The following is a 12,772-nucleotide window of genomic DNA, read 5'->3' as shown; positions in this document are numbered from 1 at the left end:
GATGCAGTGTGTCCCAAGGGGATGACTTTTGGCGGCAGTTAGGGCACTACAGTCGGCATCACTTCCCGGATTACGGCGCAGCCCCCGCGCCGGGTGGGCGTAACGGCCGGACAGACACCGGCAACGGATTATTGCGGAGACGTCTAGATGAAGATCCTCGTCGTCGATGATTACGCCACCATGCGGCGCATCGTGCGGAACCTGTTGACCCAGATCGGCTACACCGACATCGACGAGGCCGGCGACGGTGTGTCGGCGCTGGCGAAGCTGCGTGAGAGCAAGTTCGGCCTCATCATTTCCGACTGGAACATGGAGCCGATGACCGGCCTCCAGCTGCTGAAGGAAATCCGCGCCGACGCCAAGCTGGCGGCCACGCCCTTCATCATGGTCACCGCCGAAAGCAAGACCGAGAACGTGATCGCCGCCAAGCAGGCCGGCGTGAACAACTACATCGTGAAGCCTTTCAACGCCGACACGCTGAAGCAGAAGATTCAGGCCGTCATCGGCGGCTGATCCCGCGAGGGAAGATCCCGCAAGGGACGTTCGGAGCTTATCGTGACCGGTCCGGGTGGACGGCGGCATTTGCCGCCCGGTGCCCGGTCCTTGGGGCGGCTGGCGAATCCAGTTTGGGGAGTGGACCGGTTTGGAGCAGCTTCCGCAGCTGTCCGATGAGGAGTTCGAGCAGATCGAGGACGCCATCGCCCGATCGGCGAAGGGAAGGGCGTTCCTGCGGCGGCTTCACCGGCGGTCCCTCGGGGCCGCGACGGAAGAGGTGCGCGCCATGCTCCAGGAGTTCCGCGACTCCTGGAACCGGCAGAACGAAGCGGTGGAGGCCGGCAAGCATGTCGGCGTCCTGCGCCGCGAGCTGATGGAAATGGCGGCATCGATCGAACAGGCGCGGCGGGAAGTTGCGGCACTGCGGCCACCCGACGGCTCCGGCGACAAGATCCTCTCCGCCACCAACGAACTCGACGCCATCGTCATATCGACCGAACGGGCGTCCTTCGAAATTCTGAATGCGGCCGAACGGCTGATGGATCTGGCGGGCAAGCTGCGCGCGAGCGGGGCCGATCCCGCCATGTGCGGCGAGATCGACACGCAGGTGAACGACATCTTCACCGCCTGTTCCTTCCAGGACCTGACCGGCCAGCGCACCAGCAAGGTGGTCAACGCGCTCCGTTACATCGAGCAGCGCGTCATGGCCATGATCAGCATCTGGGGCGAGGACGGCCTGGCCGGCATCGTCATCAAGGAAGAGCAGACCGACAGCCGGCCGGATGCGCATCTGCTGAACGGTCCGCAGCTGGACGGACACGGCGTCAGCCAGGCCGATGTCGACAGCATGTTCGACAGCCCGGCCGCCGTTGCGGCGCCTGCCCCCGCGCCTCCGCCTCCTCCGCCTCCTCCTCCGCCCCCCGCACCGGTGAAGGCGAGCCAAGCGGACATCGACAGCATGTTCGATGCGCCGGCGCCCGCCGCCGCACCGGTGAAGGCGAGCCAGGCGGACATCGACAGCATGTTCGACGCGCCGGCCCCTGCCGCCGCACCGGTACAATCGAGCCAGGCGGACATCGACAGCATGTTCGACAGCCCGGCTCCGGCGCCCGCGCCGGCGAAGAAGCCGGTACCGAAGCCGCCCGGCGCGGCGCCGAAGGCCAAGGCCGCTCCCAAGCCCGCCGCACCGCCCCCGCCGCCCGCGGCGGCGGAACCGCCGGTGCCCCTCGATCAGGCGGCCATCGACGCTCTCTTCGGATAGGGCGGGGAAGCCGCGCCGGCCCGCCCGGCCGACCTCTCCCCCCTAGGTTTCCCCCGATTGACCCGCCCGTCCGGCCGATGGCCCCATGGGGCGCGGACGACGGTTCCAGAACGCAGACCCGGTACGCAACCAGACGATCAACCACCCCACATAGCCACCACCCAGGCCATAGGCGGCCGTTTCCGAGAGGCGGGACCGAGGATGAAGCAGATGACCAAGCCCTTCATGGCCGAGCTTCAGAAAGCCCGCAAATCCGGGCACCCGTTCCAGGCATTGATCGAAGACGGTGCCGCCGCGGCGGCGCTTCCGGTGCCGGCCCAGGTGGTCCATGCCGACAACACCGAGGTGCTGCGCGCCATCGGCGACCTGGGCGCCAAGCTGGACCGCTTCCTGACCATGGACGCGGCGCAGATCGACCAGATCCAGGTGGAGATCGCCGACATCTCCGGCCGCATCAAGGCGACCAAGGTGGAGATGGCCGCCATCCGCCACCCGCTGGCCGGCGACGACAAGTTCCAGCAGGCCAGCCAGGAACTGAGCGCCGTCGTCGCCGCGACGGAGGCCGCGACCAACACCATCATGGCCTGCGCCGAAGAGCTGGAAGAGGTGGTGTCGGAACTGAAGTCGTCGCTGCCGGAGGGCTATCACAACGACCGCGTCAACGACATGGTCGATGTGATCGTCCGCATCTACGAGGCCTGCAACTTCCAGGATTTGACCGGCCAGCGCATCACCAAGGTCGTCCGCGCCATGTCCTTCATCGAGGAGCGCGTCGACGCGATGATGGGCCTGTGGAACAAGCGCGAGTTCGAGGCGATGCCGCTGCCGCCGTCCGTCACCAAGAAGGACGAGGATCTGGATCTGCACGGCCCGGCCGAAGCCACCCCCGACAGCGGCAACATCAGCCAGGCCGACATCGACGCGCTGTTCGGGTGAGTGAAGGAAAAGCCCTTTGCCTGCGGGGGGCGAAGGGTCTGACCGGATTTCCACTCTCCAGATCCGATTGCCCGTCCCACCCCCGCGTTACCGCTTGCGGCGCCCTTACCCCCGCGTGCTATACAGGGGCAACTTCGAAAGCGCTCAAGACGACGATGCTTCCTCGCCCGTACCGCCTGCCGCTGACGGCCATCCTCCTGTCCGCCGCCCTGACCGCCTGTTCCTCCACCAAGGAGGACGCGTATGTCGAACGTCCGGCCGATCAGCTTCTGTCCGAAGCCGACGCTGCGATGCGCGAGGAGGCCTTCAAGAAGGCCGCGAAGCTCTACGACGAGGTGGAGCGGCAGCATCCCTATTCGGAGTCGGCCAGCAAGGCGCAGCTCCTTGCCGCCTACGCCCACTATCAGGATCTGAAGTATGACGACGCCATCCTGGCGCTCGATCGCTTCATCCAGCTTCATCCGGGCAGCCCGGATGTCGATTATGCCTATTACATGCGGGCACTGTGCTATTACGAGCAGATCACCGATGTGCGCCGCGACCAGCGGATGACCCGGCAGGCGCTCGACGCCCTGTCGGAGGTGGTGCGCCGTTTCCCCGAGAGCAAATACGCCCGCGACGCCAAGCTGAAGATCGATCTGACCAACGACCACCTTGCCGGCAAGGAAATGGAGGTCGGTCGCTTCTACCTGCGTCAGCACCAGTACACCGCCGCGATCAACCGCTTCCGCGTCGTCGTTGAAAATTACCAGACCACGTCCCATGTGGCGGAGGCGCTTCACCGGCTGGTGGAGTCCTATCTGGCGCTGGGCGTGACCGACGAGGCGAAGGCCGCCGCGGCCGTGCTCGGCCACAACTTCCCCGGCAGCGAATGGTACACGGACAGCTACGCACTGCTGGTGGACGCCAATCTGCGTCCCGAGCGAAACGAGAAGTCGTGGATCAGCAAAGCCTGGAACTCCCTGTTCTAGGACGCTCCATGCTCGTGTCGCTGACGATCCGGGACGTTGTCCTGATCGAGCGGCTGAGCTTGTCCTTCCGCAAGGGCCTGTGCGCCCTGACCGGCGAGACCGGCGCCGGCAAGTCGATCCTGCTCGACGCGCTGGGGCTTGCCCTCGGCGCGCGGGCCGATTCCGGTCTGGTCCGCCATGGCGCCGATCAGGCCTCCGTCACCGCGGAGTTCGAGCTGTCGGGCGACCACCCGGCCTTTGCCATCCTGAAGGAGCAGGGGCTCGACGCCGATGCAGGCGATGGCGCCCTGGTGATCCGCCGCACCGTCAACACCGACGGGCGCAGCCGCGCCTGGGTCAACGACCAACCGGTCGGCGTCGGGCTGCTGAAGTCGCTCGGCGCCGAACTGGTCGAGGTGCATGGGCAGTTCGACACCCACGGCCTGCTGAACCCTCAGACCCATCGCGGCGTGCTCGATGCCTATGCCGGGCTGTCGGCGCAGGCGGCGCAGGTCGCCGCGGCGCACCGGGCCTGGCGTCAGGTCGAGGATGCGCGCCATTCCGCCGCCGCCGACATCGCCCGTGCCCGCTCCGAAGAGGAATATCTCCGCCACGCCGTGGCCGAGTTGGATGCGCTCGCCCCCAAGCCCGGCGAGGAGGAGGAACTGTCGGAGACCCGCGCGGTGCTGATGCACCGGGAGAAGCTGGTCGACGGCATGAATGCCGCCTATGCGGAGCTGTCGGGCGACCGTGGCGTCGAGCGGGCTCTGTCCTCGGCCATCCGCACCTTGAGCCGCATCGCCGACCGGGCCGGCGGCACGCTCGACCCGGTGATCGCCGCCCTCGACCGCGCCGCGACCGAGGCGGGGGAGGCCATCGCCGCCCTGCAGGCCGTCTCCAGCGGGGTCGATATGGACCCGCGCGCGCTGGAAAAGCTGGAGGAGCGGCTGTTCGCGCTGCGCGCCGCCGCCCGCAAGCATGGCGTGGACGTGGACGCGCTGGCCGCTTTGCGCGAGGAGATGGCCGGCCGCCTGCTGCTGATCGAGGATCAGGGCGACCTGCTGGCCAAATTGGCGAAGGAGGCGGCGCAGGCCCGCGTCACCTTCCACAAGGCCGCCGAGGCGCTGAGCGCCGCCCGCCGCGAGGCCGCCGGCCGGCTGGATATCGCGGTGGCCGGAGAACTGGCGCCGCTGAAGATGGAAAAGGCCAAGTTCCGCACGCTGGTCGAGCCGCTCGACGAGGCGGAATGGAACGCGTCCGGCATCGACCGCGTCGCTTTCCAGGTCGCGACCAACCCCGGCTCCCCGCCGGGGGCACTGAACAAGATCGCCTCGGGCGGCGAGCTGGCGCGTTTCATGCTGGCGCTGAAGGTGGTGCTGGCCCAGACCTCCACCGTCGGCACGCTGGTGTTCGACGAGGTGGACACCGGAATCGGCGGCGCCGTTGCCGCGGCGGTGGGCGAGCGGCTGGAGACGCTGGGCCATGGCCTGCAGGTGCTGGTCGTCACCCATAGCCCGCAGGTCGCGGCGCGCGGCGCCGTCCATCTGAAGGTGCAGAAGTCGCAGAAGGGCGAGCAGGTGACCACCGGCGTCGCCGAATTGGACGGCGACGAACGGCGCGAGGAGATCGCCCGCATGCTGTCCGGCGCCACCGTCACGGCTGAAGCCCGCGCGGCCGCCGACAGCCTGATCGCCGGCCGCGGCTGAGGGTCATTTCCCTGCCAGTGCGTCGGCGTGGCGGCGGAACAGACGCACCAGCGCCTCCACCACCGCCGCGACGGCCGGCGCATCGCGCCGGTCGCGGTGGACCAGCAGATGGACGTCTTCACGCAGGGCTGCCGGCGGCTCCACCACGCGGACCAGCGCCGGTTCGGCATCGCCCAGCACGCAGGGCAGCAGCGACAGGCCCAGCCCGCGGCGAACGGCGTCGAGCCGCATTGGCAATTCGCTGAGCCGCGCCACGATGCGGGCGCCGCGCTCCAGGACGGTGTCGTCCACCCATCCCGATTGGGAGGGGCGCCGTCTGGTCTCCGGCAGGCCGACCACCGGGACGCCGTCCCAGCGGCCGGACCAGTCGGCGTGCAGACCCCGCGCCGCATAGAGCGTGAAGCCGAAGCTGGCCAGACGGCGGGTGACCAGATCGCCCTGGTCCGGAACCCGGTCCATCCGCAGTGCGATGTCGGCCTCCCGCTGGGCGAGGTTCAACGCGTTGCGGGTGCTGAGGATGGTCAGGTCCGCTCCCGTTTCGGCGAGCAGGTCGGGCAGATGGACGGTGAGGAACGCAGAGACGGAGGTCGTCGCCGTCACCCGCACCGGCTGCGCCGCCGCGGCCAGCCGGTCGGCATGGCGGGCGAAGGTCGCGGCGGCGTCGCCCATCGCCGCGGCACTGTCCAGCACCGACCGGCCGAGTGCGGTCAGCGCCAGCCGGTTCGGCAGCCGGTCGAACAGCGGGCCGCCCAACGCATCCTCCAGCCGCTTCAGCCGACGCCCCAGGGTCGGCGCGCTCAACCCCAGCTTTTGCGCAGCGCCGGACAGGCTGCCGCAGCGTGCCGTGGCCAGGAAGGCGCGGATGTCCTCCCAGTCAAGTTCCGTGTCGTCAATCATCCACTCCCCGTCCCAATCGCCTGCTCCGGCGCGGCGGGCGGTGGCCGTCACCGCTGCAGCAGTCCGTGAAGGGCGGCATACTGCAGCAGCATGATGGTTTTGCCGTCCAGGATCGCCCCGCTGGCGACCATGGCAAGGGCGTCGGCGAAGGTCAACTCGACCACCTCGATGTCCTCGCCCTCCTCGGCGATCCCGCCCCCTGCACCGGCTCCCGTTCCGCGGTCGGCTGCGCGGTATTCGGCGACGAAGAAGGCCAGCCGCTCGGTCACCGAACCGGGGCTCATGAAGGCGTCGAACACCCGGCGCGGCGCCCGGACCGCCACGCCCAGCTCCTCCGCCGCCTCCGCCCGGATCGTCTCCTCCGGACTGCGGTCGTCGAGCAGGCCGGCACACACCTCCAGCAGCGGTTCGGCATGACCGTTGACGTAGGCCGGAAATCGGAACTGCCGGGTCAGCAGGAGGGTGCTGCGGGTGGGATCGTACAGCAGCAGCGCTGCCCCATTGCCGCGGTCGTAGGTCTCGCGGCTCAAGGTCTGCCAGCTGCCGTCGCGGCGGCGATAGTCGAAGCTGGTCTTCTTCAGCACATACCAGTCGTCGGACAGCAGCGTGACCTCGCGGATGCGGATGCGCTCGTCTTCGCCTGTGGGCAGCGGTGTCATGGGTCAACCCGATCATTGATGGAACGGGCGGAATCCTGAACCGCGCAGCGCTTCGATGCAGCCCGACGAATGCGATGGGTTCCATACCGGAATCTTGGGGGTGACAATCCCTTTCGGGCACAAGACGTCATCTGGCGCGGACGGGGTGCGGAACTCGGGCGAAATCCTCCTTGATCGAGGATAAGGCTCAAATTACGTGCGAAATGCGCCAGAACTTATCCTATGTTAAGTTAATGTTCCTTAATAAGAGCATAGGAATAGCCAATTTGGAGCGTTGCGGCGATGCATGGCCGTGCCTAGATTGTTGTAAGAATCCCTTGTCAGGGCGTGACGAACGCCGCTGGTCTAGCTACCGCTCGAGGTCGCGTTTGTCCGAAGTCTATGTTCGATGAACGGCCCGGTTCCATCGGGGTCTGTCGACCTCACCGATTGTGACCGGGAGCCCATCCACCAGTTGGGCCTTATCCAGCCCACCGGTTTCCTGATCGCCGCAACGGCGGATTGGATCGTCCTGCACGCCTCGGCCAACACCGGCCGCTGGCTGGGGGTGGAGGCCGCGGATCTGCTTGGAACGCCGCTGTCGCGCGCGATCGATGCGGACGCGCTGCACACCATCCGCGGCAGGTTGCAGGTGGCCCACATCAACGGCAGCGTCGAACGCGCCTTCTCCGTGCAACTGTCGGAAACCGCTCCGGTCTGCGACGTCGCCGTCCATCTTTCCGGTTCCACCATCGTGATCGAGGCGGAACCCAGCGAGGGCGCGGGGCCGCAGGATTCCGGATCGCTGCTGCGCTCCATGATCGGGCGGGTCCAGAACACCCGCGGCTTCGACGCCTTCTGCCGCGAGTCGGCGCGCCAGATGCGGGCGCTGACCGGTTTCGACCGGGTGATGGTTTACCGTTTCGATGCCGACGGCGCCGGCGAGGTGATCGCGGAATCGGCGGTGCACGGCATCGGCAGCTTTCTCGGGCAGCGCTATCCGGCCTCCGACATCCCGCAGCAGGCCCGGCGGCTGTACGAGCGCAGCTGGCTGCGCTGCATCGCCGATGTGAACGCGCCGCCGGTGCCGGTGATCCCGGCGCTCGACCCCACCGGCCTGCCGCTGGACCTGTCGCTCAGCCTGCTGCGCAGCGTCTCGCCGATCCATGTCGAGTATCTGCGCAACATGGGCGTCGGTGCTTCGCTGTCGGTCTCGATTCTGCGGCACGGCAAGCTGTGGGGCCTGTTTGCCTGCCACAACCGGCAGGCCCGCTCGTTGTCCTTCGAGCGGCGCACCACCGCGGAGCTGTTCGGCCAGATGGTCTCGCTCCTGCTTGAAGGGCGGGAGCGCGAGCAGGAGGATCAGCGCGAGGCGCAGGTCCGCCGCGCCCATGTCCGCATCATGTCGATGCTGGCCGATAGCGATTCGCCGCTGGACAGCCTCGTCACCTTCGCCACCGAACTGCGCACGCTGATCCAGTGCGACGGCTTCGCCTGCTGCATCGACGGTCAGCTGCACATGGAAGGCGAGACGCCGACGCGGGAGGAGACTCTCGGCGTCATGCGCTTCCTGCATCGGACTCCGCCCAGCAAGGTCTATCTCACCGACCAGTTGGGAACCGTCCATCCGCCGGCCCGCGACTTCACCGAACGGGCCTGCGGCCTGCTCGCCATCCCGGTCTCGCGCACGCCGCGCGACTATCTGGTCTTCTTCCGCAAGGAACTGGTCCGCACCGTCACCTGGGGCGGCGACCCGTCGAAGCCGGCGCAGTACGGCCCAAACGGTCCGCGCCTGACCCCCCGCAAGAGCTTCGAGGCCTGGAAGGAGACCGTGCATGGCCGTTCGCTCCCCTGGAGCGATCTGGACCAGCGCAGCGCCGAATCGCTGCGGGTGACTCTGCTGGAGGTGGTTCTGCGGCTGGCCGATGTCGCCGGCCGCACCCGCAAGGAGGCTGCCGAGCGGCAGGAGTTGCTGATCGCCGAACTGAACCACCGCGTCCGCAACATCCTCAGCCTCGTCCGCGCGCTGGTGCGCCAGAGCGAGAGCGGGGCGGAGACGGTGCAGCAGTTCGCCGCCATCGTCGCCGGCCGGATCGAGGCGCTGGCCCGCGCCCATGACCAGATCACCGCCGACAATTGGGGGCCGGCGGCGCTGCGCGCTCTGATCGCGGCGGAGATCGGCGCCTATCTCTCGGCAAAGAGCGAACGGGTGCGGCTGACCGGTCCGGACGTGCTGCTGGCACCGCAGGCATTTTCCGTCTTCGCGCTGGTGGTGCATGAACTGACGACCAATTCCGCCAAATACGGCGCGCTCAGCGACGGCGGCGGCTGGGTCGAGGCCGATTGGTCGATCGACGAGGGCGGGCGGCTGCTGTTCGACTGGCGGGAGAATGGCGGCCCGCCGGTGCGTGCGCCCTCCCGCACCGGCTTCGGCACCACGGTGATCGAGCGCTCCGTCCCCCACGACCTGCAGGGCGTGGCCGAGGTGACCTATGCGCTGTCGGGCCTGCGGGCGCGCTTCATGATCCCGGCACACTATGTCACCGTCGCCGCCAGCCTGCCCGACAGCGGCCGGACCAAACCGCGGGTGCAGACGGCCGATTTCTCCATCGACGGCCCGGTGCTGCTGCTGGAGGACAACATGATCATCGCGATGGCGACGGAGGATGTGCTGCTGAGCTTCGGCGCCGCCCGCGTCAACACCGCCGCCGGCGTCCGCCACGCCCTGCGCCTGCTTGAGGATGATCCGCCGGTCGTCGGCGTTCTGGATGTCAACCTGGGCAGCGAAACCTCGGTCGCCGTCGCCGACCGGCTGCGGGAGCTGGGCATCCCCTTCGTGTTCGCCACCGGCTATGGCGAGTCGGCCGCGGTGCCGGAACGGTTTTCGGACGTGCCAGTGCTGAAGAAACCCTACGGGTCGGACCAGGTTGTGCAGGTGCTGGCTTCGGTGATGGGGTAGGGAGGCGTCGGCTGACGATTGCCCCCTCCCCAACCTTCCCCCGCTTTGCGGGAGAGGGTTGGGGAGGGGGCATCCGAAGCCTACCCCTTACCAGCCGCATACCGCGCGAACAGCGCCACGCTGACCGCCACGGTGGCGTTCAGCGACTCCACCGCGCCGGTCGTCGGCACCGACAGCCGGATCGCCGGACAGTCCGCCGGCACCCCCTGTCCTTCCTCGCCCAGGATCAGCCGCATGTCCGCCGGCCAGTCGAAGCGGGTCAGATCCTCTCCCCCGCCGTCCAGCGCATAGAGCGGCCCCGCCGCCTCGTTCACCGCGCTCCAGCGCGGGCCGCGCAGCAGGGTCAGGGCGAACTGCGCGTTGGACGCCGCGCGCAGGCATTTGGGATGGAAGGGATGCGCCGCCCCCTCCAGCAGCACGACCCGCGACACGCCGAAGGATGCTGCACTGCGCAGCAGCGCGCCCAGATTGCTGGGATCGCCCAGCGCGCACAGCAGTTCCAGCCCCTGCGGCGGCTGCGACAGGTCGATGGCCGGCATCTTCGGCACGGCGCCGACCAGCAGCGGGAAGCCGGTGCCCGACACGTCGAGCGCCCGGAACAGGGCCGGGGCGAGCTGAACCGGCTCCACCCCCGGCGGCAGGCGCCAGGACGATATCTGCGCCGGATCGGTGAACAGGATGCGCTCGAAGCGGTCGGAATGGTGGCGCAGAGCCTCCGGCACCGTCTTCAGCCCGGCCAGCAGGAACTTGCCGTTCTTCTTCAGCCCGCGGCTTTCCAGCGCCGATTCCCACAGCTTGAACTGCGGGTTCTGCGGGCTTTCGATCAGCAGGGGCGGGCGGGACATGGCAACGGGCTTTCCGGCAGGGAGATGCGCTCTGCCTAGCACAGCCGCGCCCCCAAAGTCAGGAGCCGAAGTCAGGTCTTCAGCGTCCGGCCCAGGAACAGCAGCGGCCCGCGCTGGCAGGCGTCGGTGAAGCCGGCGCGCTGGTAGAACTCGACATTGCGGGCGAAGACGGCGGTGATCAGATGCACGCCGGGCAGGCCGTCGGCCCGGCAATCCCCGGCGAAACGGTCGACCAGCCGGCGGCCGAGCCCGTGCTCCCGCCAGCCCGGCCGGACATTCACATGGAAATGGGCGGGGTAGGCGGCGAAACGGTCGGCGAAGACTTCGTATTTCGGAATGCGGCGGGCAAGCTCCGGGGCGCCGGCGCTGTCCTTGCAGCCGGTGAGGTAGCCCACCACCAGCCCGTCATCCGCCACCGCCATCCAGATGTCCCGCGGCGCATCATCCACATACCAGCCGGTCCAGGTGGCGAGGAAGGCGGCGCGTTCGGCATCCGAGGCGAACTCCGTCCGGCTGGTGGAGGCGAAGAAGATCTCCACCAGCGCCGCCAGCGCCGCATCGCGGTCGGGCAGGTCGGTCAGCCGGTCCAGCCGGATGTTCCCTCCAGCCGTCGTCACGTCCGCGGTCATCCCTTCCGCTGGGCGGTCTCGACCGACAGGTTGCGCGGCCCCAGCATGGTGTAGCGGCCGCGCGCCTTCATCACGCCGGCCCCGTCCTCCGCCTGCGGGCCGTGGCCCCAGAACAGGTCGCCGCGCACCGGGCCCTTGATGGCGCCGCCGGTGTCCTGCGCCACCACCAGCCGCCTGATGGCGCCGCCCGGCACCGGGGCGTCGCGCACCTCCAGCCAGAGCGGCACGCCCAGCGGGATATGCTCCGCATCCACGGCGAGACTGCGGCCGGGCGTCAGCCCCATGTTGCGGGAGCCGCGGGCGCCGACCTCCGGCTTCACCCTGAAGAAGACGTAGGAGGGGTTGAGGTTCATCACCCGCTGGGCCTCCGCCGGATGGTCCTTCAGCCAGCGGCGGATCAGCTGCAGCGACATCTGCTCCGGCGTGGCGTCGCCGATGTCGATGATATGGCGGCCGATCGGGTAATAGCTGTGACCGTTCTGGCCGGCGTAATGGATCCCGACCACCGACCCGTCGGCCATGATCGCCCGGCCGGATCCCTGGATCTCCAGGAAGAAGGCGGCGATGGGGTCGTCCACCCACATCAGCTCCAGACCCTTGCCCTTCAGCGCGCCGGCCTCGATCCGGGCGCGGGTGGGGAGGCCGCGTTTGCCGCGCGGCGGCATGCGGTAGAGCGGGACGTTGTAGCGCTCGGTGCGCGTCCAACTGCCGTGCAGTTCGATCTCGTAATAGCCGGTGAACAGGCCGTCCTCGCCTTTGCTGACGTCGCGCGGCGCGAAGAACGCCTCGAAGAAGCGGCGCGCCGCCTCGCTGTCGCCGGGGGGCAGGTCGCGGGCGGCGGCGCAGATTGCCCGCCAGTCGTCGGTGGTGCCGGCGGCGCGCAGCTGCCCCAGCGGCTTACCGGGCGGCTGGTTCCTCACCCAGCCGCAGGTGCGCTGCACCGCGGGCACCGCCTGGGCATGGTCGTCGTCGATCCAGCCGGCGAGATGGCGGAAGTCGGGCGCCACCTGATCCAGCGTCGGGCGCTGAGCCGTCGGGCGCTGCCCCTCGACCATCGGGGCGGTGCCGGCGCAGGCCGCCAGCGTCGCCAGAAGCCCCGCGACCAGCGACAGCCTGCCGGCCCGCTTCAACACACGCGCACACGCCACCCCAGCCGCAGCCGCCATCGCGCAACTCCGCCGCAAAGATCCATCATGTCGGTCGAAGACCCGGCCGCCCGCCGGCCACAGGGGCCGCACCGGTCACGCGAAGGTCACATCACCCGATTGTTTGTGCCGGTGGTTACCCCGAGTCGTCAATATCCAACCTGAACTTTCGGATAGGTCGCGGCCGCTTGTCACGGCGCAGCGTGCCGAGCGGCGTTCCCCCGAGTCGCCGTCCGGGCTGCCCCGCGGCGGCGAAGCGTGACAGCGCGCGGCAAACGCGGTATCGACAGCCATACGCGAAGGACCGCCCG

Annotated in this window: 11 protein-coding genes; 6 read left to right on the top strand and 5 right to left on the bottom strand. The window is 68.8% G+C overall.

Features of this window, described 5'->3' with window-relative positions; genetic code table 11:
- Nucleotides 1-147: 147 nt before the first annotated feature.
- From A6A40_RS07940 to recN, 5 genes are all read left to right on the top strand, one after another.
- Nucleotides 148-513 (top strand): chemotaxis response regulator CheY, encoded by a 366-nt coding sequence (locus A6A40_RS07940; protein WP_012974572.1) that lies wholly within the window; start codon nt 148-150, stop codon nt 511-513.
- Between the two features lie 130 nt (nt 514-643).
- Nucleotides 644-1,756 (top strand): protein phosphatase CheZ, encoded by a 1,113-nt coding sequence (locus A6A40_RS07935; protein WP_063634922.1) that lies wholly within the window; start codon nt 644-646, stop codon nt 1,754-1,756.
- Between the two features lie 210 nt (nt 1,757-1,966).
- Complete coding sequence (locus A6A40_RS07930) at nt 1,967-2,692, top strand: protein phosphatase CheZ (protein WP_236783607.1); 726 nt, start codon at nt 1,967-1,969, stop codon at nt 2,690-2,692.
- Between the two features lie 155 nt (nt 2,693-2,847).
- Complete coding sequence (locus tag A6A40_RS07925) at nt 2,848-3,663, top strand: outer membrane protein assembly factor BamD (protein ID WP_063634920.1); 816 nt, start codon at nt 2,848-2,850, stop codon at nt 3,661-3,663.
- A gap of 8 nt (nt 3,664-3,671) precedes the next feature.
- Complete coding sequence (recN, locus tag A6A40_RS07920; protein WP_063634919.1) at nt 3,672-5,348, top strand: DNA repair protein RecN; 1,677 nt, start codon at nt 3,672-3,674, stop codon at nt 5,346-5,348.
- 3 nt (nt 5,349-5,351) lie between these two features.
- Here the strand turns inward: recN and A6A40_RS07915 are convergent, their stop codons facing one another.
- A complete protein-coding gene (locus A6A40_RS07915; RefSeq protein ID WP_063634918.1) occupies nt 5,352-6,245 on the bottom strand; it encodes a LysR family transcriptional regulator in 894 nt (297 codons plus the stop codon).
- A 47-nt stretch (nt 6,246-6,292) separates the two neighbouring features.
- A complete protein-coding gene (locus tag A6A40_RS07910) occupies nt 6,293-6,904 on the bottom strand; it encodes an NUDIX domain-containing protein (protein WP_063634917.1) in 612 nt (203 codons plus the stop codon).
- A 454-nt stretch (nt 6,905-7,358) separates the two neighbouring features.
- On the opposite strand from A6A40_RS07910, the gene A6A40_RS07905 reads away from it, so the two are divergent.
- Entirely contained in the window at nt 7,359-9,842 is a 2,484-nt protein-coding gene (locus A6A40_RS07905; protein ID WP_236783606.1) for an HWE histidine kinase domain-containing protein, read from the top strand.
- 80 nt (nt 9,843-9,922) lie between these two features.
- On the opposite strand, the gene A6A40_RS07900 is transcribed toward A6A40_RS07905, so the two are convergent.
- The 3 genes from A6A40_RS07900 to mltA all read right to left on the bottom strand — a co-directional run bounded on the left by A6A40_RS07900 (nt 9,923) and on the right by mltA (nt 12,482).
- On the bottom strand, nt 9,923-10,687 hold the full coding sequence (locus A6A40_RS07900) for a TrmH family RNA methyltransferase (RefSeq protein ID WP_063634915.1): 765 nt from the start codon (nt 10,685-10,687) through the stop codon (nt 9,923-9,925).
- A 71-nt stretch (nt 10,688-10,758) separates the two neighbouring features.
- Nucleotides 10,759-11,304, bottom strand: coding sequence for a GNAT family N-acetyltransferase (locus A6A40_RS07895; RefSeq protein WP_236783605.1), 546 nt, complete (start codon nt 11,302-11,304; stop codon nt 10,759-10,761).
- Nucleotides 11,305-11,312: 8 nt separating this feature from the next.
- Entirely contained in the window at nt 11,313-12,482 is a 1,170-nt protein-coding gene (gene mltA, locus A6A40_RS07890; RefSeq protein ID WP_063634913.1) for a murein transglycosylase A, read from the bottom strand.
- Nucleotides 12,483-12,772 lie beyond the last annotated feature (290 nt).

The sequence above is a fragment of the Azospirillum humicireducens genome (genome assembly GCF_001639105.2).
Classification (GTDB): Bacteria; Pseudomonadota; Alphaproteobacteria; order Azospirillales; family Azospirillaceae; genus Azospirillum; species Azospirillum humicireducens.
Note: the sequence above shows the minus strand (reverse complement) of the source record. Positions and strands in the feature narration are given on the sequence as shown.

Coding starts and splice junctions, on each gene's coding strand:
- A6A40_RS07940 (WP_012974572.1), top strand. CDS start 148: ATGAAGATCCTCGTCGTCGATGATTACGCCACCATGCGGCGCATCGTG.
- recN (WP_063634919.1), top strand. CDS start 3,672: ATGCTCGTGTCGCTGACGATCCGGGACGTTGTCCTGATCGAGCGGCTG.
- A6A40_RS07930 (WP_236783607.1), top strand. CDS start 1,967: ATGACCAAGCCCTTCATGGCCGAGCTTCAGAAAGCCCGCAAATCCGGG.
- A6A40_RS07900 (WP_063634915.1), bottom strand. CDS start 10,687: ATGTCCCGCCCGCCCCTGCTGATCGAAAGCCCGCAGAACCCGCAGTTC.
- A6A40_RS07910 (WP_063634917.1), bottom strand. CDS start 6,904: ATGACACCGCTGCCCACAGGCGAAGACGAGCGCATCCGCATCCGCGAG.
- A6A40_RS07915 (WP_063634918.1), bottom strand. CDS start 6,245: ATGATTGACGACACGGAACTTGACTGGGAGGACATCCGCGCCTTCCTG.
- mltA (WP_063634913.1), bottom strand. CDS start 12,482: ATGGCGGCTGCGGCTGGGGTGGCGTGTGCGCGTGTGTTGAAGCGGGCC.
- A6A40_RS07925 (WP_063634920.1), top strand. CDS start 2,848: ATGCTTCCTCGCCCGTACCGCCTGCCGCTGACGGCCATCCTCCTGTCC.